The 20,599-nt window shown below is 69.5% G+C and carries 17 protein-coding genes; 4 read left to right on the plus strand and 13 right to left on the minus strand.

Annotated elements, in window-relative coordinates; genetic code table 11:
• Positions 1-29: 29 nt before the first annotated feature.
• Together ACT535_RS16375 and ACT535_RS16380 are read right to left on the minus strand one after the other, a co-directional pair.
• A complete protein-coding gene (locus tag ACT535_RS16375; RefSeq protein ID WP_476365231.1) occupies positions 30-1,370 on the minus strand; it encodes an ATP-binding protein in 1,341 nt (446 codons plus the stop codon).
• Positions 1,367-2,029 (minus strand): response regulator, encoded by a 663-nt coding sequence (locus ACT535_RS16380; protein WP_168459517.1) that lies wholly within the window; start codon positions 2,027-2,029, stop codon positions 1,367-1,369. The genes ACT535_RS16375 and ACT535_RS16380 overlap by 4 nt, the downstream gene beginning before the upstream one ends.
• A gap of 76 nt (positions 2,030-2,105) precedes the next feature.
• On the opposite strand from ACT535_RS16380, the gene dsbD reads away from it, so the two are divergent.
• The 3 genes from dsbD to ACT535_RS16395 are packed head-to-tail and all read left to right on the plus strand — an operon-like array spanning position 2,106 to position 5,243.
• Positions 2,106-3,905 (plus strand): protein-disulfide reductase DsbD, encoded by a 1,800-nt coding sequence (gene dsbD, locus ACT535_RS16385; protein ID WP_476365232.1) that lies wholly within the window; start codon positions 2,106-2,108, stop codon positions 3,903-3,905.
• A 22-nt stretch (positions 3,906-3,927) separates the two neighbouring features.
• Positions 3,928-4,557 carry a DsbA family protein gene (locus ACT535_RS16390; RefSeq protein WP_476365233.1) on the plus strand — a complete coding sequence of 210 codons (630 nt, stop codon included), beginning with the start codon at positions 3,928-3,930 and terminating at the stop codon, positions 4,555-4,557.
• On the plus strand, positions 4,554-5,243 hold the full coding sequence (locus tag ACT535_RS16395) for a L,D-transpeptidase (protein ID WP_476365234.1): 690 nt from the start codon (positions 4,554-4,556) through the stop codon (positions 5,241-5,243). The genes ACT535_RS16390 and ACT535_RS16395 overlap by 4 nt, the downstream gene beginning before the upstream one ends.
• Before the next feature lie 143 nt (positions 5,244-5,386).
• Here ACT535_RS16395 and ACT535_RS16400 read toward each other — a convergent pair whose 3' ends face one another.
• From ACT535_RS16400 to ACT535_RS16420, 5 genes are all read right to left on the minus strand, one after another.
• Positions 5,387-7,477 (minus strand): c-type cytochrome, encoded by a 2,091-nt coding sequence (locus ACT535_RS16400; RefSeq protein WP_476365235.1) that lies wholly within the window; start codon positions 7,475-7,477, stop codon positions 5,387-5,389.
• Positions 7,478-7,684: 207 nt separating this feature from the next.
• Entirely contained in the window at positions 7,685-9,061 is a 1,377-nt protein-coding gene (oiaK, locus tag ACT535_RS16405; protein ID WP_476365236.1) for a 3-oxo-isoapionate kinase OiaK, read from the minus strand.
• On the minus strand, positions 9,058-10,302 hold the full coding sequence (locus ACT535_RS16410) for a ribulose-bisphosphate carboxylase large subunit family protein (protein ID WP_476365237.1): 1,245 nt from the start codon (positions 10,300-10,302) through the stop codon (positions 9,058-9,060). The genes oiaK and ACT535_RS16410 overlap by 4 nt, the downstream gene beginning before the upstream one ends.
• Positions 10,303-10,392: 90 nt before the next feature.
• Positions 10,393-11,223: a phosphogluconate dehydrogenase C-terminal domain-containing protein gene (locus ACT535_RS16415; protein ID WP_476365449.1), complete on the minus strand. Its 831-nt coding sequence runs from the start codon at positions 11,221-11,223 to the stop codon at positions 10,393-10,395.
• Positions 11,224-11,289: 66 nt separating this feature from the next.
• On the minus strand, positions 11,290-12,630 hold the full coding sequence (locus ACT535_RS16420; protein ID WP_476365238.1) for an MFS transporter: 1,341 nt from the start codon (positions 12,628-12,630) through the stop codon (positions 11,290-11,292).
• Positions 12,631-12,837: 207 nt separating this feature from the next.
• Between ACT535_RS16420 and ACT535_RS16425 the strand changes: the two genes are divergently transcribed.
• The gene (locus ACT535_RS16425; RefSeq protein WP_476365239.1) at positions 12,838-13,812 is read left to right on the plus strand and encodes a LysR substrate-binding domain-containing protein; all 975 of its coding nucleotides are present in this window, start codon (positions 12,838-12,840) and stop codon (positions 13,810-13,812) included.
• Positions 13,813-13,861: 49 nt separating this feature from the next.
• Here the strand turns inward: ACT535_RS16425 and ACT535_RS16430 are convergent, their stop codons facing one another.
• From ACT535_RS16430 to ACT535_RS16455, 6 genes are all read right to left on the minus strand, one after another.
• On the minus strand, positions 13,862-14,869 hold the full coding sequence (locus tag ACT535_RS16430) for an ABC transporter substrate-binding protein (RefSeq protein WP_476365240.1): 1,008 nt from the start codon (positions 14,867-14,869) through the stop codon (positions 13,862-13,864).
• Positions 14,870-14,956: 87 nt separating this feature from the next.
• Positions 14,957-16,636: a thiamine pyrophosphate-binding protein gene (locus ACT535_RS16435; RefSeq protein WP_476365241.1), complete on the minus strand. Its 1,680-nt coding sequence runs from the start codon at positions 16,634-16,636 to the stop codon at positions 14,957-14,959.
• The gene (locus ACT535_RS16440; protein WP_476365242.1) at positions 16,633-18,363 is read right to left on the minus strand and encodes an L-aspartate oxidase; all 1,731 of its coding nucleotides are present in this window, start codon (positions 18,361-18,363) and stop codon (positions 16,633-16,635) included. The genes ACT535_RS16435 and ACT535_RS16440 overlap by 4 nt, the downstream gene beginning before the upstream one ends.
• The gene (locus ACT535_RS16445; protein WP_476365243.1) at positions 18,360-18,971 is read right to left on the minus strand and encodes a fumarate hydratase C-terminal domain-containing protein; all 612 of its coding nucleotides are present in this window, start codon (positions 18,969-18,971) and stop codon (positions 18,360-18,362) included. Before ACT535_RS16445 ends, ACT535_RS16440 begins: the two co-directional genes overlap by 4 nt.
• A gap of 14 nt (positions 18,972-18,985) precedes the next feature.
• Positions 18,986-19,858: a fumarate hydratase gene (locus tag ACT535_RS16450; protein ID WP_476365244.1), complete on the minus strand. Its 873-nt coding sequence runs from the start codon at positions 19,856-19,858 to the stop codon at positions 18,986-18,988.
• Positions 19,859-19,867: 9 nt separating this feature from the next.
• Positions 19,868-20,599: a sulfite exporter TauE/SafE family protein gene (locus tag ACT535_RS16455; protein WP_476365245.1), complete on the minus strand. Its 732-nt coding sequence runs from the start codon at positions 20,597-20,599 to the stop codon at positions 19,868-19,870.

Genomic DNA, 20,599 nt, shown 5'->3' on the forward strand with positions numbered 1-20,599 from the left:
CCCGCCGGCGGGGCGAAGACGGGCGCGGGCTACCTTTGCGGCCAGGCGATTGTCGCGCGCAGGCCGGTGCGGTCCGTGCGGTTCTCAAGGGTGAACCGTGCTCCGGCACGGGCCGCGGCGATGCTGACGATGGTGAGGCCGAGGCCGCTCCCCGCGCCGCTCCGGCTGCGGCCCCGGTAGAAGCGGCGCGTCACCAGCGGCAGCTCGTCCTCGGGGATGCCCGGCCCCTCGTCCTCCACGCACAGCCCGCCGGCGCATGGACGCCAGGCGATGGTGCCGCCGCCGGCTGCATGCTCGGCGGAGTGCTCCACCGCGTTCTCATGCAGGTTCCGCAGCATCAGGTGCAATGCCTCGTGGTCGCCCTTCAGCTTCACAGCGTCGAGGGCATCATCCACCACCACCTCAGCCGCCCCGGGCTTCGCCGTCTGGCGCACGATGTCGCGCAGCAGCGCGCCGGCGTCCGTCTCGCCGGCAGCTTCGGGCGGCGGGGACGGGGTGCCTTCGAGCTTGGCGAGCGCCAGCAATTGCCGCACGAGGCGGGTGGTGCGGTCCACCGACACGAGGATCTGCCGCAGCGCGCCCTCGCGCGTCGGCGCGTCGTGCGCCGCCAGCGCGATCTGGGCCTGCGTCTTCAGGCCGGCGAGGGGCGTGCGCAATTCGTGCGCGGCGAAGGCGGTCACGTCGCGCTCCTGCCGCCGTGCGGCCTCCACCTTGGCGAACAGGCCGTTGATGGCCTCCAGCAGCGGGCGGATCTCGGCCGGCGCCGCGGCAGGCGCAACGGGGCGCATGTCCTCGCCGTCACGGGCGGCGATGTCGCCGGCCACCGCATGGAGCGGCGCCAGCCCGCGGCCGACGCTGATCCAGATGAGCAGCCCGAGCAGCGGCACGATGAGGATCACCGGCGCCAGCAGCCCCGCCACCAGATCGCGCACCAGCCGGTCGCGCAGGCCGATGCGGTCGCCCACCATCACCCGCACGCCCTTGTCGGGATCGAGGATGGTGTAGACGCGCCACGGCTCGCCATTCACCGTGCGCTGGGAAAAGCCTTCCGCCGGTTCGGCCAGCGCCTCCTCGGGCGCGCCGCCGGATTTCGCGACGAGGCGCCCGTCCAGCGACCAGATCTGGCACGAGAGCTGGCGCTCATAGCCGGCCTCCGGCGGGCTGGTCGCCTGCGCCACCGCCTCGGCAGCGGCGATGTTGCCCCCGGCCACCAGCGAATGGACCATGCGCGCCGCCTCCTGCAGGCGGGTGTCCAGCACATGCTCCAGCTCGCTGCGGCTGGAGGCGTAGATCCATCCGGTGGCGCACAGCCAGATGACGCCGGTCGCGGCCAGGAGGATCAGCACCAGCCTGCGCTTGAGCGAGGTCATGCCGCCCCCCTGACGCGATAGCCGAGGCCGCGTACGGTCTCGATGGTCTCGCGGCCCACCTTGGCCCGAAGATTGTGGATGTGGACCTCCACGGCGTTGCTCTCCACCTCTTCCTGCCAGCCGTAGAGCCGCTCCTCGATCTCCATGCGGGAGCGGATCACGCCCGGCCGCTCCATCAGGGTGGAGAGCACGGCGAACTCCCGCCGGGACAGGGTGATGGGCTGCCCGTCCAGCGTCGCCGCGAGGGTGGCGGGATCGAGCACCAGCGCCCCCACCTTGAGCAGCGGGCCGGCCCGCCCGTGGCCGCGGCGGGCGATGGCGCGCACGCGGGCGTTGAGTTCATCGAGGTCGAACGGCTTGCCGAGATAGTCGTCGGCGCCGCCATCGAGGCCGCGCACCCGGTCCGGCGCCTCGTCGAGGGCGGTGAGCAGGAGGACGGGCGTCGCATCGCCTTGCGCGCGCAGGCCGGCGAGCACATCGAGGCCGGAGCCGTCCGGGAGCATCACGTCGAGCACCACCGCATCGAAGCGCGCGGCCGCGAGCGCCGCCCGCGCATCGGCGCAGGTCGTCGCATCGTCCACCGTCGCTCCGGCGAGGCCGAGCCCCACCTTGAGCCCGTCCATCAGGACCGGATCGTCCTCGACGACCAGTATGCGCATCAGGCCCTTCTCCTTCCCCCTTCCCTTCTACCGCGACCTTAAGGCCCGCTTAAGGTAGGCATCCGAGGGAGCGGTCATGGTCGCGAACACGCCCCGCCCTCCCCTGTCGTACCTCCGCCGTCCGCGCGCCGTGCTGGCGCTGGCCGTGCTGTCGGCCATCAGCGCCGCCCCCGCGCTGGCGCAGGGCCGCATCCTCAAGGCGGACGAGGCCTTCACCGTCTCGGCGACACGAACGACGGAGAGCGGCCTGTCCCTGAGCTGGCGCATCGCGCCGGGCACCTATCTCTATCGCGAAAGCCTGAAGGCCGGGATGGGGGGTGCATCCGTACCCCTCGCCTTGCCGCCGGGCGAGGAGAAGGACGATCCCAACTTCGGGCCGGTGGACGTCTATCACCGCTCGGTGACGGCCGAGGCCACCGGCCTGCCGGCGAAGGGGGGGCTGGACATCTCCTTCCAGGGCTGCGCCGAGCAGGGCATCTGCTACCCCGCCGTGACACGGCGGGTTGATCTCGCGACACTCGCCATCACCGCCGCTCCGCCGCGCGTCGAAGCCGCGCCCGTTGAGCAACCGGCCGCCGCCGTTCCGCCCGAGCCCGCCAAGCCAGCCGCGATGGATGCGCTGTTCGAGCGGGGCCTGCTGCCCCTGCTTGGAGCCTTCTTCGGCCTCGGCCTGCTGCTCGCCTTCACGCCCTGCGTCTTCCCCATGCTGCCGATCCTCTCCGGCATCCTCGCGGGCGGCGGAGCGAAGCCGACACCGGCCCGTGGCCTCGCCTTGTCCGGGGCCTATGGTCTTGCCATGGCCGCCGCCTATGGCGTGCTCGGCATGGCGGCCGCCTGGACCGGCGCGAACCTCCAGGCGGCGCTGCAGACGCCATGGGCCATCGGGCTGATGGCGTCCGTGTTCGCCGGGCTGGCCGGAGCGATGTTCGGTCTGTTCGACCTCGCCCTCCCCTCCGCGCCGGCCGCGCGGCTGCCGACGGGCGGACGCGGCTCCATCGCGGGCGCGGCGGGGCTCGGCTTCGCCTCGGCGCTGGTGGTGGGGCCGTGCGTGACGCCGCCGCTCGCCGCCGCCATGCTCTATGCGGCGCAGACGGGGGATGCCGCGCGCGGCGGCGCCGCCTTGTTCATGCTGGGCCTCGGCATGGCGGCGCCGCTGGTGGCGGTGGGCGCGTTCGGCGCGCAGATCCTGCCCCGCTCGGGACGCTGGCTTCTCGCCATCAAGCAGGGCTGCGGCGTGCTCTTCCTCGCCATCGCCGCATGGCTCGCCGCGCGTGTGCTGCCCGACGCCGCCGGCCTTGCCCTCTACGGCCTTCTCGCCATCGGCCTCGGCGTGTTCGCCGGCGGCTTCGATGCGCTCACCGCCGACGCCGATGCCGGGCGCCGGATCGGCAAAACGGGGGGCATCGCCGCCGTGGCTGGCGGGCTCCTGCTGCTGGTGGGCGCGGCCGGCGGCGCGCGCGATCCCCTGCAGCCCCTCGCCTTCCTCGCCGCGCCGGTCCGCCCGGCCAATGCGGAGGCACGGGAGGTGCGGGTGTCGTCGCCCGCGGCGTTGACGCAGGCGCTCGCCGCCAAGGGTCAGGACGGCCGCCCCACCCTCGTCTCCTTCACCGCCGACTGGTGCACGGTCTGCAAGTCCAACGAGGCGACGATGGCAGAGCCGGCCGCAGCCGCGCGCCTGTCGCGGTTCGATCGCATCGCCGTGGACGTGACCCGGTATGGCGACGGCGCGCAGGCCCTCATGGGCCGCTACGCGGTCATCGGCCCGCCCACCCTGTTCCTCCTCGATCCCACCGGCCGCGAGGTGCCGGGATCGCGCCGCGTGGGCGCGCTGACCCGCGCCGACATCGACCACCTCGCCACTGAAGCGGGCCTCTGACCCCATGAGCGAAGGACGACCCATGCGACGCCGGGACTTCATCCGCATCGCCGCGCTCACGGCGCTCGTGCCGGCTGCGCTGGCGGATGCAGGCACCGCCTGGGCGGAAGGCGTCGATGTCAACGCCATCCTCCGCGACCCGGCCGCGCCGACGTTCGGCAACCCGGAGGGCGACGTCACCATCGTCGCCTTCCTCGACTACAACTGCCCCTTCTGCAAGAAATCGGCGCCGGACCTTGCCCGCGTGGTGAAGGAGGACGGGCACATCCGCCTCGTCTACAAGGATTGGCCGGTGCTCACCGAGGCTTCGGTCTACGGCGCGCAGCTGGCCCTCGCGGCGACCTATCAGGACCGCTACGAGAGCGTCCACAACGCGCTGATGTCGATCCCCGGCCGCCGCATCGACGAGCCGACCATGCTGAAGGCGGTGGCCGGCTCGGGCGTCGATCTCGACCGGCTGATGGCGGATCTGAAGGCGCACATCGCGGACATCGGCGCGCTCCTGAAGCGCAACGCCGCGCAGGCGGATTCCCTCGGCCTCAGCGGCACGCCCACCTATCTGGTCGGCCCCCTGCTCGCCTCCACCCTTGACTACTCAAGCTTCAAGCGCGCCGTGGCCGAAGCCCGCCGCCGCCAGACCGCGGGGGAATGATGCTGCACGTGGATATCCTCTCCGCCTCCCGTCCGCTCTCCCGGCGCGGCCTGTTCACCACCCTCGTCCTGCCGCTGGCCCTTGGCGCCTGCGTGACCACACAGGAGGAGATGCCGGTGAAGGCGCCGCGCGTTGCCCCGGCCGATGCCGCACGCTATGGCGCGCTGGAGGACGGCGGCTTCCGCATTCCCGCCGCCGACCCGGACGACATCAAGCCGCGCAACGTGCGCCAACTGGTGGCGGCGCCCGCCGGACAGGAGCCGGGCACGCTGGTGGTCGATCCGAAAAACCGCTTCCTCTATCTCGTGCAGGAGAACGGCAAGGCGCTGCGCTACGGCGTGGGTGTCGGCCGCGAAGGGCTCGAATTCTCCGGTACGGCGAATGTGGGCAACAAGCGCGAATGGCCGAGCTGGCGGCCCACCGACGCCATGATCGCGCGCGAGCCCGCCAAGTATCGCCCCTGGACCGGCGGCATGGCCGGCGGCGAGACCAACCCGCTGGGCGCCCGCGCGCTCTATCTCTTCAAGGACGGCAAGGACACGCTCTACCGCATCCACGGCACCAACGAGCCCTGGACCATCGGCGAGGCGGTCTCCTCCGGCTGCATCCGCATGATGAACCAGGACGTGATCGACCTGTACCGCCGCGTGCCCAACGGCACGAAGGTGGTGGTGCTTCCCGTCTGAGGTCTCGAAGCCCCGCGGCGTTTGAGCGAAGGCAACGCAACGCACCAACCCATCCCCTTTCCACCCCGTCCATTGTCCCGCGACGGGGGGATGCGCGAGCGCCCGGATCCCGCTACGGTCCGGGCGCTCGTTGTTTCAGGGGGTCAGTAGCGGGCGTCCGCCGGCTTCTTGTCCTTCGGCCAGTCGTTCACCTTGGGGGCGAAGTCCGGCCGCGGCATGTGGCTGAAGTATTCGGCCACGTCCACCGCCTCCTGGTCGGTAAGGCCGCCCTGGCCCAGCGGGAAGCCGCCGTGGAAGCCGATGGGCATGTTGCGCTTCACGAACGCCGCCGCCGTGTAGGTGCGCGCCATGCCCGCGCCGATGTTGAAGGACTGGTCGCCCCACAGCGGGGGATAGACGAAGGCGCCGGCGGCGTCCTTGATGCCCTCTCCGTTGCCGCCGTGGCAGACGGCGCACTGGGCGGCGTAGACCTTGGCGCCGTTCTCGGTGTCCGGCTTGATCTGCGGGTTGATCTTGCCGACGCCGCGGCCTTCCACCTTGTCCTCGGGCTTGGTCTCCCGCTTCATCCAGTCGAAATAGGCGACCATGGCCTTCATGTCGTCGCCGTCCTTGGCCAGCGGCTTGCCGTTCATAGAGCGCAGGAAGCAGCCGTTGATGCGGTCTTCCAGCGTGATCTCCCGGCCGGCCCGGGGCGCGTAGCTGGGGAAGAAGGCGGAGACGCCCACATAGGGCGAACCGTCGGCCACCGTGCCGGCATTGAGGTGGCAGCTGGAGCAGTTCAGCACGTTGCCGACATTCTTCGGCAGCAGGGTATGCGTCTCGGTATTGAGGCGCATGCCGCGTACCAGCTGGGACGCGTTGGGCTCCTTCAGCACATCCGCGATGCGCGGCGTGTCGAAGGGGCGGGTGTCCACCTTCGGATCGAGCGTGGCGCGCGCCCCCTTCACCTGCGCGGCCGTGACCGGCGCGGCATTGTCGCCCCAGCTGGCGCGGACGAAGGTGAGGATGTCCGCGATCTCGTCGTCGCCCAGCCGGGCGAAGCCGGGCATGGTGAAGACGCGGGCATGCGCCTGCGTCTGCGCCGTTGCCCAGCCGGTCAGGGTGATGTGGACCAGCGTCGAGGGGTCCTTCGCCGCCACGGTGGGATTGCCGGCCAGCGGCGGGAACACCTTGGCAACGCCGGCCCCGTTCAGGCGATGGCAATCGGCGCAGAACTGGGCGTAGGCGAGCCCGCCGCGGGTGGTGAACATGGCCGCGGGCACGCCCGTGTCCGGCGTCGCCGGGCGCCGCACGCGCGGCTGGTCGGTGGGCAGACCGCCGAGATAGGTGGCAATGGCCACGAGATCGGCGTCGGTGAAGTTCTGCGTGGAGTTATGGATCACCTCGGTCATGGAGCCGGAGACAGTGCCGAAGCGGTTCTGGCCGGTCTTCAGCAGCTCCACCGTGTCATCTACATCGCCAAGGCCGCGCAGGTTGACCGCGTTCCATTCCTCGACCTTCGAGCCCGAGAGGAACTTGTCGCCGCTGCCGCCCGTATCGCCCATGGCAAGTTCCTGGAAGCCGATGCCGCGCGGCGTGTGGCAGGCGCCGCAATGGCCGAGGCCCTGCACCAGATAGGCGCCGCGGTTCCACACGTCACCCTTGTTCGCGTCCGCGACGAAGGGGTGGCTGTCGAGGAACATCTGGTTCCAGAAGGCGAGTGTCCAGCGCTGGTTGAAGGGGAAGCCGATGCCGGACGGCCGGTTGGAGCTGTCCACCGGCGCCACGCCCTTCATGAGGTAGACGTAGAGCGCATACATGTCGTCCGGCGACATCTTCGCGTAGGACGGGTACGGCATGGCCGGGTACATGTGGGTGCCGTCGGCGGTCACGCCCTGGCGCATGGCCCGATCGAAGGCACCGAAACTATAGCGGCCGATGCCGGTCTTCGGATCGGGTGTGATGTTGGTGGAATAGAGCATACCGAACGGCGTCTCCAGCCCGCGCCCGCCAGCCATGGGCTGCCCGTCCGCCTTCGTGTGGCAGGCGACGCAGTCGCCCAGTTCGGCGATGTACTTGCCGCGGGCCACCAGCTCCGGGGCCACCGCCTGCGGCAGGGTGCGACCACCCTCATCGATGCGCGGCGGGGTAACGACCCACCAGAACACGGCTGCCCCGACCACGACGACGCCGGCTGCGGCGGCGGCAAGTTTCTTCAATCGCGGCGCGCGCCGGATTGTACTCCCGTCGTTCATGGAACGACCTCCTCACGTCGCAGAACGCGAAGGGCAAACGCGCTCGCCCGGAGAAGCGCCCTCGGCGCTCCCCGGCCTTGCGCAGCCGCTCTTTGCTCTGCTTTTCAAGTCCCGCAAGAAGATCCTAGACGGAGGGTGCGACGCAGCATTGACGCACCGCAACTGTGGAATTCCGGTCTTGAGGTTATCCTCAGGCGCGACGCTGCTTCAGCCGTCGCGCACCATGGGGAAGAAGTCGGTGGGACCCATCTGGCCGCCCTTCAGCACCAGTTCCAGCCCGTCGTAGAGCGGGTCGTCCGACCAGGCCCGGCACAGGGGCGCGCCGGGGGCGAGGCCGGCGACGATGTCGAGGGCAAAGATGTTGAGCGCCTCCATCACCTCGCCGGAACTATCGCCGCCCGCCACCATCACCCGCCGCACCGCTCCGCTCTCCACGATGCGGCGCATGATCTCCGCCAGCACCGTGCCCACCCGCCGCGCCGCATCGGCACGGGAAAGGCCGGCCACGGCGGCGGTGGCGTCGAAGCCGGCGACGGCCGGGTCGTCCGGCCCCTCGGCGCTGTAGACGACGGGACTCTGGCCGCGCGACAGCGCATCCATTGCGACAGCGACCGTGCGGTCGATCTCCGCCTCCCGATCAGCGTCGGAGAGCGCACGGGAGAGGTCCAGCCGCTCGGTGTGAAAGCCGGCGGTCCGCGCGTGAGCGAGCTGCGCCGCCGTCACGGGCGAGCAGCTGCCCGAGACCACGGCGATGGTCTCGACGGACGCCGCCTTGGGCAGGCCGGGCGTTTCCGGCAGCAGGCCGAGGCTGCGCCAATAGGCGGCAAGGGCATATTGCAGGCCGGAGGAGGAGGCGGTGAACAGGCCGTCGCCCCGATTCTCCCAGATGAGCCGCCCGGCTTCCACCAGCGTGTCCTCGTCCATCACGTCGATGAGCACCACGGGCGTGTCATCGCCCTGCAGCGCCGCGCAGCGCGCCTGCGCCTTGCCGGCGCGGATTTCGGCAAGATCGATGAGCGCCATGCGCCGATCGGTCTGGCGGGACAGGTGGCGGGCGAGGTCGGCCTCGTCCATGGGCGTCACCGGATGGCGCGACATGGTGGGGTGGCGATCGAGCCGGTAGGTGGTGCCGTTCCAGGTGACGAACAGATTGCCGAACATCTGATAGCGGCCGAGGCGCGGCACGCCCACCACCGTGGGCGACCAGCCGCCGCCCATCTGCTTCACCCCGAGATCGATGGCGCGGCCGATGGAGCCCACATGGGGCGCGGAATCGAAGGTGGAACAGACCTTGTAGTGCAGCACCGGCGCGCCCAGCGCCGCGAGGCGGGCGAAGAGGGGCGGCAGCTCCCGGTCCATCCACTCCGGCGACCGCCCGCGCGAGGAGCCGGCAAGGCCGATGGCCCGCGCCTGCGGAAAGCGGGCGCGCATCTCATCCGTGGGCGGGCACAGGAACAGCACGGCGGGCACGCCGGCCGCCGTGATCGCCTCCAGCGCATCGGTGGAGCCGGTGAAGTCGTCGCCGTAATAAGCGAGGAGCAGCCCCTCCGGCAGCGCCGCCCCGGTCTTGATCCCCGAAGTCATCGCCAAAAGCCGAGCGCGGTCTTGAGCGCGGTGTTGCGGCTCGCCTCGTCCTCCAGGCTCGCGCCCGCCATGGCCGCCCGCCACGCCGCCCGAAGCGCCTCGACTCCGGCCGGCACGCCGGCGGGATGGCCGAAGATGCCCCCGCCCGCCGTGTGGATGAGGTCGGCGCAGCCGATGGCGGCATAGGTCTCCGCCGCCTGCCGCCCCGTCTGGCCGGAGGAGAAGACCGGCATGGCCTCCATGGGGGCCGTGTCGTTGAGGGGCGACAGCACCGCACGGGCGGCGGCGATGACGCTCTCGTTGCTCTCGGAGAACTTGTTGTAAAGCCCGTTCACATGCAGGTGGTCCACGCCCGCCAGCCGCCAGAGCTGCTGCCAGGGGGCATAGTCCCACCCCAGCGCCGGGGCGCGGTAGAGATAGCCCCAGCCGGCGCGGTGGCCGTGCAACGGCAATTGGGCGTGGCGGGCGATCTCCCGCACTCCCACGAGGCCGATGGAATTGAGGCAGACCATCACGCAGGTGCCCCCCAGCTCCAGCACCAGATCATGGCGGCGGCGCATCTCGTCGAGGTCGCCGGTGATGTTGAAGGCCACCATCACCTTGCGGCCCCGCCGGTCGGCCGCATCGTTGACCACCCGCATCACCGCCCGCGCCCGCTCCTCGAACGGGCAGCGGCCGCCATCGGCCTGCAGTTCGTCGTCCTTGATGAAGTCGATGTCGCCGGCGATCAGCTCACGCACCTGCTGCGCGGTCTCCTCCGCCGTGAGGCCGATGGAGGGCTTGATGATGGTCCCGATGATGGGTCCTTCCGAGACACCGGCGAGGCGCCGGGTGCCGGAAATGCCGAAGGCCGGACCCTTGAAAGCTGACGTGTACCCGAATGGCAGCTGAAGGCCGGTGATACGTAGCCCGGAAACCTGGTGTAACTCGAACAGATTGCCGGCAATGGTGGACATCAGGTTCGGCAGGGAGGGGCCAAAATTCTCCACCGGCCAGGACAGTTCGAGCGTCGCCCTCGTGTAGCGATCGGACGCCATGGCGCCCGGCAGGCTCGGCCGGTCCACGACGTCAAGTATCTCAAGACGCTCGACTTTTGCGCCCGAGCGCTGCTTCAGCTCCGCCGTCTCGGTGGCGAGCGCCACGAAGGTGCCGCTCGACTGTTCCCCGGCGATGACCTCCGCCGTCCGGGCCGGGTCGCCCCCGGTCTCCATCCAGTAGGTGGCATGGACACGATCGCTCATCACACGGGTTCCCAAGGTCGTCTTTCGGGTGAGCCCAACCAATTGCCTTCGTTGAGGAATCGGTCGGGCTCTCGGGGCAGCCGGCGCCGCTCAGGTGATGCGGCGGATGCTCTCGGCGATCTCGTCATTGTCCAGGCACTTGAGCCAGTCGTCCCGCATCAGCCGGGGCTTACCGAACTGGATGGCCTTGTTGCAAGCATCTGAGAACATGCCCGGAATTTCCTTGAACGTCACCGCCGCAAGGATGTTCATGTGGCCGAGCAGGAAGTCCCGCGCGCACTCTGCCGGCACCCCGCGCCGCACCGTCTCGTCCATGGCTTCCCGCATGACATCGAGCAGGGTGGCGCAGATGGTCTCGGACAGGCCCGGCTCCAGGATCGCCATCTGTTCAACGGTCAGGCGATAGGAGCGCAGGATGGGGGCGTAGATGGCCTTCGCCACCGCCTCGCCCAGGGCGAACGCCTCGTCCGGCCCCTGCATCAGCGCGGAGGTGATGGACTGCTTCGCCGCCACGCCTCCGAAATAGTCGCGCCGGCCTTCCTCGGTGGTCTCATCGTTGAAAATCAAGGGATGGCAAGGGTGCGAGACGAAGTAGACGAGGTCCGCCCGCTCCGGCAGATGACCCGCGAAGGGCGCCGCGGCGTCCAGCAGCATCACCATGGTGCCCGCCTTCAGCTTGGGCGAGATGGCGTGGGAGACCTTGCCGATGAGGGTGTCCGGCACGGCGAGGATGACCACGTCGGCGCCGTCGAGGGCGGCATCCACCTCGGTGCAGTCCACGCCCACCTCGTCCTTGAGCCGCTTGCGGCCGACCTCGCTGACCTCCACATGGGCCACGCGGAAGTCCGTCTTGGCGAGGTTCTTGGACAGGCGCACGCCCATCTTTCCGCCGGCGCCGAACAGCGCGATCTTCGCATCCATCATGTTTCTCCCGTCGTCTTCATCGGGGCCGGCGGGGCCGGCCCCTGCGTTTGTCCTGTGGCGCCGTCAGGCCGAGCGCGCCGGAGCCGCGCTGCCGTCGGCGACGCTATCACCCTGCCGTGCCACCACCAGCGTGAGCACGGCCGAGAGAAGCATGAAGCCGCCGACCAGCAGCATCGCCGCCTGGAACGAGCCGGTGGCGTCCTTCACCCAGCCGGTGATGAAAGGTGCCGCAAAGCCCGCCGCGTTGCCGACCGTGTTGATGAGGGCGATGCCCGCCGCAGCGCCCGCGCCGGACAGGAAGCGGGCGGGGATGGCCCAGAAGTTGGGCAGTGCCGAGAAGATGGCGCAGGCCGTGACCGTGATGACCGCCACCGTCGTCGCCGGCGAACTCATGTAGAGCGCTACCGGGATGGAGAGGGCGCCAACCAGGGCGGGCAGGCCCACATGCCACGGCTTCACGCCGGTCTTCGCCGCCTGCCGGCTCCACAGCACCAGGGCGAACGCCGCCGGCAGATAGGGAATGGCGGTGATGTAGCCCTTCTGCATCACGCTGAACTTGGAGCCGAACTGGGCCTCGAAGCCGGAGATGATGGTGGGCAGGAAGAAGGCCAGCGCATACAGGCCATAGATGAGGCCGAAGTAGACGAGGGACAGAATCCAAACGCGCCCGTTCAGCAGCGCACCGGAGGCGAGGATGTTGTGGGCGCCGGACTTGGCCTTGTCTTCCTTGGCGAGTTCAGTGGTCAGCCAGGTGCGCTCGGCGGCCGTGAGCCACTTGGCGTCGGCCGGCTTGTCCACGAGGTAGAACCACGCGATCACGCCCACCACGATGGCCGGCACGGCGACGCCGAAGAACATGATGCGCCAGCCCGCGAGGCCCATCAGTCCGTCGGCGCCGATGAGCGCCGAGGCGAAGGGGGCGCCGATGACGATGGTGAGCGGCTGCGCCACATAGAACAGCGCCAGCACCTTGTTGCGGTGGCGCGCCGGCACCCACATGCTGAGATAGAGGATTGCGCCGGGGAAGAAGCCGGCCTCCGCCACGCCCAGCAGGAAGCGCAGGAAATAGAGCCCTTCCACGCTGCTCACCCAGGTGAACAGCAGGGCGACGATGCCCCAGGTGACCATGATGCGGGCAAGCCAGCGCCGCGCGCCGAACTTGTGGAGCGCAAGGTTGCTCGGCACTTCGAGGAGGATGTAGCCGAGGAAGAAGATGCCCGCGGCGAAGCCGAACTGCGCTGCGTTCAGGCCGAGATCCTTCGTCATGCCGTTGGGTCCGGCGAACGACACGGCGGTTCGGTCGAGGAAGTTGATGAAGAACATCAGGCCGATGAACGGCGCCAGCCGCCAGCAGACCTTGCTGATCGCCGACCGCTCGACGGCCGACACCTCGGGATCAGGCATGGTTTTCTCCCAGACAAGCAGATGGATTGGCGTCTGCTGATTCTTGATCTTGGGCTCCCGGCCTCGCCCGTGGTGCGGGCGATGGGAGCTGGACGGTAGCCATTAGGCGCCGCAAGGCCCCGGAAACAATCGATTTGTTGTCTGCCCTCTGTGAGTTAAACTCACATTCCCGATGCTGCATCGCAGCGAACCCGGAGCCATCCGCCGATGTCCCAGCAGCCGAGCCACCCGTTGCCGTCACTGGTGGCGCTGCGCGCATTCGAGGCGACGGCCCGGCACCGGAGCATGAGCCGGGCGGCGGAGGAATTGTGCGTGACGCACGGTGCGGTGAGCCGGCACGTGAAGGCTCTTGAGGCGACCCTTGGCGTTCAATTACTGGCGCGGCGGGGCAGCGCCACCGATCCGACGCCCGAGGGCCAGCGGCTCGCCGAGGGATTGACGACGGCGTTCGGGGTGATCCATTCCACGCTGGAGCGGGTGCGGCCGGGACCGCTGACCCTGTCCTGCTCGGCCTCCATCATGCTGTGCTGGCTCATCCCGCGCATGGCGGGCTTCCACCGCCGCAATCCGGACGTGCAGGTGGAATTGAACATGAATTACGACAAGGTCGATTTCAGCCGCGACAACATCTCGCTGGCGATCCGCTCCTCCACCATCCCGCCGCCACGCGACGCTATCATCCGTGAACTGGGGGCAGAGTGGATCGGCCCGGTCTGCGCGCCGGACTATCTCGCCGCCATGCCGCTGGAGACGCCGGACGATCTGGCGCGCGCACACCTGCTGGCCACGAACACCCGGCCGGAGGCGTGGCGGGACTGGGCGCAGGCGACCGGCAACGGCGGCCTCGCGCTCAAGGCGTCGCGCAGCTTCGATCATTTCTATCTGCTGATCCAGGCGGCCGCTTGCGGCCTCGGCGTGGCGGTGGTGCCGCACATGCTGGCGTTGAGCGAACTCCAGTCGGGCCGGCTGGTGGCGCCGTTCGGCTTCACGCCCGGCGCGCGCCACCTCCGGCTGTGGATCTCACCGCAAGCTGCCATCCGCGCGGAGCTGAGAGCGCTGGAAGCCTGGCTGGTGGGCGAGATGGCCACCTTCGGCGCGCCGCCGCAACCGGGCGCTGACGGCGCCGACACCTCGACCGGCAGGCTCGCGCTTCAGCCCGAGGTGGATAGAACCGTCACGTGACTCCGGCCCAGGTGATCGACACGGAGCTGCTGGACCCGTGGTGCCGGCGTCAGCTTCCCGGCTTGCCGTGGACGTTGGGCAGGAAGAGGTCCTTCCAGCTCTGCGCCGTGGCGGTGATCATGCCGGTGCGGGTCATGAAGTCCGCATATTTCTGGATGGCCTGCGGGGTGGTGGTGAAGGTCACCTGCGGGTCGTTCAGGATGGCCTCGATCAGCGCCACTTCGCTGCCGTCGCCGGCAAGGCGGACATAGTCCCGGGCGGCGGCTGACTTGTCGCGGTTGATGATGGCGATGGCCTCTTCGAGCGCGGCGAAGAAGGCGGCATAGATTTTCGGATTGTCGTTGGCGAAGCGCGTCGTGGTCCACACCACGTTGAAAGTGGACGGCTGGCCCAGCACGTCAAAGGTGTTGAGCACCGTGTGCACGCCGGGCTTCCTGAGCTCCAGCTCCTGGATGGGCGCGGCAGTGAAATGGGCGGTCACCTCGTTGCCGGCCAGCAGCGCCGCCATGCCGTCCGGATGGGAGAGCGTCACGGTCAGTTTGTCGAGGTCGTTGCGGCGATCCGGACCCAGCTCCTTCTCCGCGGCCATCTGCAGGAACATGGCCTGCACCGAGACCTTCACCGCCGGCAGGGCAATCTTGTCCTTCGCAGTGAAGTCCTTCAGCGAGCGCACATTAGGGTTGGACGTATTGAGCAGGAGCGGCATGGAGTTCATGGCCGCCGCCGCCTTGACGGGATTGGACCCGTCCTTGGTCTTGGCCCACAACAGCACCAGAGGCGGAACACCGCCGGCCGCAAACTGGATGGCGCCGGACAGCAAAGCATCATTCATCGCCGCACCACCGGCGAGCTTGATGTAGCGGGTCTTCAGGTTCGATACGCCGCGGGCTGCCGCTTCCTTCTCCAGCAGGCCGCGATCTTCCATGATCATCAGCGGCAGATGACCGAGGCTCGGCTGGCGGGCGATGGTCACGTTGTCCACCTCCGCCGCCGCGACCGACGTCATCGCGGCGAGCAGCACGAGCGCGGCAGCCGTTTTCCATTTCAGTGCCATCATCCTTGAGCCCTCCGTCTGAGTTTCCTCGCCCGTCGCGCGGGCGTCGCCGGGTCTGATGCCCGGATCGGGTCTTGGTCGCCCTGAGGCTCAGCCGCGCCGGATCACCGGAGCGGGGACGCCCTCGATCATCACGTTGATCGCTGCAGGAAGCCCGCTCGCGTGGGCCTCGGCGAGAGCGCCCGGCAGGTCGGCGGCATCGGTGACGAGGGCGCCATATCCACCCAGCGCCCGCACCACCTCGTCGTAGCGGGTGGGGAGCAGATCGCAGTAACGGGTGCGCCCGGCGCCATAGGTGCGCAGCTGGATCTGGTGCTCGGCGTTCCAGCGGGCGTCGTTGCCGATGACCGCGATGAAAGGCGCGCCGACCCGCACCGCCGTGTCGAATTCCGCCATGTGGAAGCCGAAGGTGCCGTCGCCCATCACCGCCACCACCGGCGCCTCCGGCCGCGCGAGCCGGGCCGCGATGGCGAAGGGAATGGAGGCGCCGATGGTGCCGGAAACGCCGTTGATGATGCGGTTCTGCGTCTTGACGATGGCTTGCGGCCACTGGCCGATCTCACCGCCGTCGCAGACGAGCGTCCCATCGGGATGGCGGGCGAGGAAGTCGCGCACCGCAGCGCACAGCTCTACCGGGTGGATACGGCCCGAGGCCGCCCGCGCGCTCGCCCAGGCCGCCGGCACGAAGGCCAGCGCCTCTTTTGCCCGCGCCAGCCAGGATGCACGGACCGCAGCCGCGGCCGGCGGGGATGCGGCGAGGGCGGCGAGCACGCGGCCAGCCTCCCCTTCCACGCGCTCCACAAGGAGCGCACCTTTCGCCTTCACCGCACGCGCCAGAAGGTCCGGGTCCGCATCCACCACCGCGAAGCGGCAGGACGCCGCCACCGTAGGCGGCGCGCCGAACTTCAGCGTGAAATCCAGCGCCTTGCCGAGCAGAACAACGAGGTCCGCCCCGGCCAGAAGTTCCGCAAAGGCGCCGAGGCCGGGATCGTTCACCCCGCGCGGGCTCTCCATGCCGATCACCGGCACGCCCGTGGCGGCTTCGAGCCGCGCCATGGCTTGTCGTCCTGACGGCGTGCAGAGCGCGGGGCCGCACAGGATGAGGGGGTGGTCCGCAGTTTCAAGCAGCGCCGCGAGACGTGCTGCGATGGCTTCGGCATCCGTCGAGGCGCATGCCTCCTCCATCGTCACGGTCGGCTGCGATGCAGCCAGCCGCTGCTCCAGAAGATCCACCGGCAGCGCGAGATGAACGGGGCCGGGCCGCCCCTCCCGCGCGATGCGGATGGCCCGCGCGATGTCGGCGCCCAGCGCTTCGGCGCTCTCCACCATCCACGAGGCCTTGGCCATGGGCCGCGCGACCGCCGCCTGATCCATCTCCTGAAAGGCGCCGCGGCCCAATTCGCCGATGCCGGCCTGGCCGGACAGCAGGAGCACCGGGGATTCCGCCCCGAGCGCCGTGAACAAAGCGGCAGCGCCGTTGGACAGGCCCTGCCCGCCGGTGACGAGCGCCACCCCGACCTCACCGGTCAGGCGCGCATGGGCATCCGCCATATGCACCGCCGCCGCTTCCTGACGCACATGGACAAGGGCGATATCCGTCTCCAGCAGCGCATCATAGACCGGCATGATGTGGTTGCCGGACAGGGAAAAGATACGCGTCACCCCATGCACCTCAAGCGCGCGGACAACGAGGTCCGCGCCGCGCGGGGCGATATCTTGCCCCGCGGCGGGGAGAGGGGCGGCGGCAGTGGTGGCGGGTGCGGGGCTCATGCGACGTCCTTCAGCAGGCTCTGACCGGGCGCGACGCGGGTGAAGGCCACCGCCGCCGTGGAAATGTCGAGGCGGCCCGCCTCATGCCGCACCAGCGTGTAGCGCGAGGTATCAAGGTCCGAGGTCTCGGGGAAGTCCTCGCGGAAATGGGCGCCTCGGCTATCCTCGCGGGCGAGCGCCGCTGCGGTGATGACCTGACTGACGAGCACCAGATTCTCGAGGTTCAGCCGGTCCATCCAGGTGAGGTTGTAGCGGCGATCCCCATCCGGCGCGCCGGCGCGGGAGACGGCATCGGCGAGGCTGCCCAGCGTCGCCTGCGCCCGCTTCAGCCCCTGGGCGGTGCGCAAAATGCCCACGTCATCCCACATGGCCTCGTAGAGCGCCTCGCGAATGGCGGGCAGGTCCCGCGCATCGCGGCCCAGCGGCGAGAAGGCGCGCTCCAGCGCGTGTTCCATGGCCGCCGGGTCAGGATCGGCGAGGGCGTGCCCGCGCTCCACCTCCCGCGCCATGGCATCGCCGGCGATGCCGCCGAACACGGTGGAGTTGGCGACGCCATTGCCGCCGAGGCGGTTTGCGCCGTGCACGCCGCCCGTATCCTCCCCGGCCGCGTAGAGACGGGGCATCGCGGTGCCGCAATTTCCGCCGAACACCACGCCTCCCATCATGTAATGGGCGGTGGGGATCACCTCCACCCGCCCTCCGGCGAGGTCGAAGCCGCAATCGGCGCAGCGCTCCACCATGCCCTTGAAGGTCTTGCGCACATGGTCGAGGCCGAGGTGCGCCATCTCGATGTTCACGCCGCCATGGGCCGTGGCGTAGCCGTCGCGGATGCGGCGCATGATGGAGCGGCTGACGATGTCGCGGGTGGCCCGCTCGCCGCGCGGGTCATAGAGATGCATGAAACGCGCACCGGTGCGGTCTGTGAGCCAGCCGCCGGCGCCGCGCAGCCCCTCCTCCAGCACGGTGCCCGTCATGCGCGTGCCGGGGCCGGCGAGGAGGCCGGTGGGATGGAACTGCACCATCTCCATGTCGCGCAGCGCGAGGCCCGCGCGAAGTGCCATGGCGAGCCCGTCGCAGGACTTGTCGCCGGAGGGGGTGTGATACTTGTACATGGTCGGCCCGCCGCCGGTGGCGAGCAGCACCGCGCGCGCCTTCACCAGCACCGGAACCCCCGTGCGCATGTCCAGCATGAGCACCCCGGCAAGACCCGAGCCATCGGCTGCGGGGATGAGGTCGAGGGCGCGGTGGTCCTCCATGCGGTTCACATCGCGCCGCCACACCTGCTCCATGAGGCGATTGATGATCTCGATGCCGGTGAGGTCGCCCTTGTGGACCGTGCGGTCGAAGGTCTGGCCGGCGAAGGCCTTCTGGTGGACGGTCCCATCCGGATTGCGGTCGAAGAAGCAGCCGAGCTCGGTCTCCAACTCGCGGATGCGCACCTGCGCCTCAGTCACCAGCGTCCAGGCGAGATCCTGGTCGTTGAGCCACTTGCCGCCTTCCACCGTGTCCATGAAATGGCGCTCGACGCTGTCGCCGGGGGCCAGGGCCACGTTGTAGCCGCCCTGGACCATGCGCGTGCAGCCGCATTTGCCGATGAGGCCCTTCACCGCCACCGTCACGTCGAGGTCGGGCGAGGCCTTCTTCGTGTGAAGCGCCGCGAACAGGCCGGCTCCGCCCGAGCCGAGGATGAGGACGTCCGTCTCTCGGACCGCGACGGCGGGCGTCATTCGGAGGCTCCGATGCCCGCCAGCACCGCGTCCCTGCGGGCGGCGACATCCGCCTGTACCTGGGCGAAAAGCGAGCCGCCATGGGCGTCCATACCCACCAGCAGCGGCCCGAAATCGCGGATGCGGAATTTCCACAGGCTTTCGGGGTGGAGGTCGTCCATGTCCACGTCCTCGATCTCCTCGATCCACGTGGTCTCCAGCGCCGCCGCCCCCCCGACGATGGCGAGATAGGCGCCGCCCAGGTCGTGGAAGGCCTCCAGCGTCGCAGGCCCCATGCCGCCCTTTCCCACGATGAGGCGCACGCCTTCCCGCTCCATCAGCGGCCGGGTGAAGCGCTCCATGCGCATGGAGGTGGTGGTCCCGATGCAGAAGGGCGTGTAGCCGGCGGGTGCGGCGGGGGATTTCTCCACCCGGTGCACGTTGGGCGCGGTGTGGATCACCGCGTGTCCCTTGAGATCGAGGCGGGTGGTGCGGCCGCGGTCGAACATGTGGATTTGCGTCGCGTCGCGGATGCCGAACAGGGTGCGCTGGAGCGTCACCGTATCGCCGACCTTCAGGGCGCGGACCTGATCGGCATCAACCGGCATTTCAAGGACATGGTGGGCCATCGGGGCGCTCCGGATCAGCTGAAGGCGATGCCGCCGGGGGTGAGGGTGGCCCGCGCGCGGCGGGCGGAATGGCACTGGATGTTCACCGCCACCGGGTTCTGGGTGATGTGGGTCGCGGCGACCTCCACATGAACGGCGAAGGACGTGGATCGCCCGCCAAGGCCCTGCGGCCCGATGCCCAATTCGTTCACCGCGCGGGACAGCTCCGCCTCGATCTTCGCGCCTTCGGCATCCTCGCACACCGTCCGCAGGGGACGGGTCGCGGCGATCTTGGCGAGGTGCATGCACAGGTCGGATGTGCCGCCGATGCCGACGCCGACGATGGTGGGCGGGCACACCCGGCCGCCCAGCTCGATCACCCGGTCCACCACGAAGCGCTTCACGGCGGTGATGCCGTCCGAGGGCAGCAGCATCTTGAGGAACGAGCCGTTCTCCGAGCCCGAACCCTTGGGGATCATCTCGATGGAGACGGTCTCCTCCCGGTCGTCGAAGTCGATGTGGATCACCGGCACGCGGATGCCGCAGGACGTCTGGTCGTTCTTGCGGGTGATGGGATGCACCACCGACGAGCGCAGGGAGTTCTCCTTGGTCGAGCGCGCCGCACCGCGTCGCACCGCCTCCTTCAGCCCGGCGCCATCAAAGGAGACGTTGCGGCCGATGGTGATGTTGTAGATGGGGATGCCGGTGTCCTGGCACAGGATGTTGCGCGTGCGCTCGGCTACCTTGATGTTCTCCACCATGGTGCCGAGGATGGCCTGGCCGGTCGCGTCCGTCTCCGTGCGCTGCAGCTCCGAGAAGCCGGCCTTGATGTCCGGCGGCAGCAACTGGAGCGCGCGCAGATAGAGGTCGGCGCAGATCTTTTCGACTTCGTCGAGGTTGAGTTCCATGGTTAGCTCCTAGATGACCAGCGCCAGACCCGAGAGCAGGATCATCAGCGACAGCATCTGCTTGAATGCCTTCTCGTTCAGGCGGCCGTAGATCTGGAGGCCGAGCACCGCGCCGATGGCGAGCGGCGGCAGGGCAAGGACGATGAGCAACCAGGAGCGCCCGTCGATGCCCACCACCCCGACAGCTGCCAGCGTCACCACATGCGCGAACAGGATGAAGGGCTGGTACACCCCGCGCGCCACCTCCTTCGGCCAGCCGCGCAGCTGGGTCCAGATGGTGGGAACGACCCCCGAATACCCCCCGAGCCCGCCGAGGATGCCGCCCACGAAGCCGATGCCCGCGTTGGCCCAGCGGCCACCGGCGACGATCACCGGAAGGCGTGGGGCGAGGAGCGCGTAGACGGCATAGGCCGCCATGCCGAGGCCCAGAGCGAGCTTCAGCGGGGCGGGGTTCACCGCCGTGAGCACCAGCACGCCCAGCGGCACCCCAACCAGCGCGCCCACCAGGAAGGGCGCGAGACGCACGCCATCAATGGACCGGCGGATGGGCCAGACGAGCGTGAGATGCAGGATGCTGCCGCAGGCGACGATCAGAGCGGTGGTCTGGATCGGGTCGAGCGCGTGCAGCCAGATGGCGGAGGCGGCGAGGGCGAAGGCAAAGCCTGCCCCGCCCGCCGCCAGCGCACCGAGAAAGGCGCCGGCCCAGAGGATGGAAAGGGTCGCGAGCGGAATGCCGAGCAT

This window comes from Xanthobacter sp. DMC12 (assembly GCF_056314105.1).

Excerpts from the sequence above, each read along its gene's own strand:
- ACT535_RS16410 (WP_476365237.1), bottom strand. The coding sequence starts at position 10,302 with ATGAGCGATCGTGTCCATGCCACCTACTGGATGGAGACCGGGGGCGAC.
- ACT535_RS16430 (WP_476365240.1), bottom strand. The coding sequence starts at position 14,869 with ATGATGGCACTGAAATGGAAAACGGCTGCCGCGCTCGTGCTGCTCGCC.
- ACT535_RS16395 (WP_476365234.1), top strand. The coding sequence starts at position 4,554 with ATGATGCTGCACGTGGATATCCTCTCCGCCTCCCGTCCGCTCTCCCGG.
- ACT535_RS16435 (WP_476365241.1), bottom strand. The coding sequence starts at position 16,636 with ATGAGCCCCGCACCCGCCACCACTGCCGCCGCCCCTCTCCCCGCCGCG.
- ACT535_RS16440 (WP_476365242.1), bottom strand. The coding sequence starts at position 18,363 with ATGACGCCCGCCGTCGCGGTCCGAGAGACGGACGTCCTCATCCTCGGC.
- ACT535_RS16400 (WP_476365235.1), bottom strand. The coding sequence starts at position 7,477 with ATGAACGACGGGAGTACAATCCGGCGCGCGCCGCGATTGAAGAAACTT.
- ACT535_RS16425 (WP_476365239.1), top strand. The coding sequence starts at position 12,838 with ATGTCCCAGCAGCCGAGCCACCCGTTGCCGTCACTGGTGGCGCTGCGC.
- ACT535_RS16375 (WP_476365231.1), bottom strand. The coding sequence starts at position 1,370 with ATGACCTCGCTCAAGCGCAGGCTGGTGCTGATCCTCCTGGCCGCGACC.
- ACT535_RS16450 (WP_476365244.1), bottom strand. The coding sequence starts at position 19,858 with ATGGAACTCAACCTCGACGAAGTCGAAAAGATCTGCGCCGACCTCTAT.
- ACT535_RS16420 (WP_476365238.1), bottom strand. The coding sequence starts at position 12,630 with ATGCCTGATCCCGAGGTGTCGGCCGTCGAGCGGTCGGCGATCAGCAAG.
- ACT535_RS16415 (WP_476365449.1), bottom strand. The coding sequence starts at position 11,223 with ATGGATGCGAAGATCGCGCTGTTCGGCGCCGGCGGAAAGATGGGCGTG.
- ACT535_RS16390 (WP_476365233.1), top strand. The coding sequence starts at position 3,928 with ATGCGACGCCGGGACTTCATCCGCATCGCCGCGCTCACGGCGCTCGTG.
- ACT535_RS16445 (WP_476365243.1), bottom strand. The coding sequence starts at position 18,971 with ATGGCCCACCATGTCCTTGAAATGCCGGTTGATGCCGATCAGGTCCGC.
- oiaK (WP_476365236.1), bottom strand. The coding sequence starts at position 9,061 with ATGACTTCGGGGATCAAGACCGGGGCGGCGCTGCCGGAGGGGCTGCTC.
- ACT535_RS16455 (WP_476365245.1), bottom strand. The coding sequence starts at position 20,599 with ATGCTCGGCATTCCGCTCGCGACCCTTTCCATCCTCTGGGCCGGCGCC.
- ACT535_RS16380 (WP_168459517.1), bottom strand. The coding sequence starts at position 2,029 with ATGCGCATACTGGTCGTCGAGGACGATCCGGTCCTGATGGACGGGCTC.
- dsbD (WP_476365232.1), top strand. The coding sequence starts at position 2,106 with ATGGTCGCGAACACGCCCCGCCCTCCCCTGTCGTACCTCCGCCGTCCG.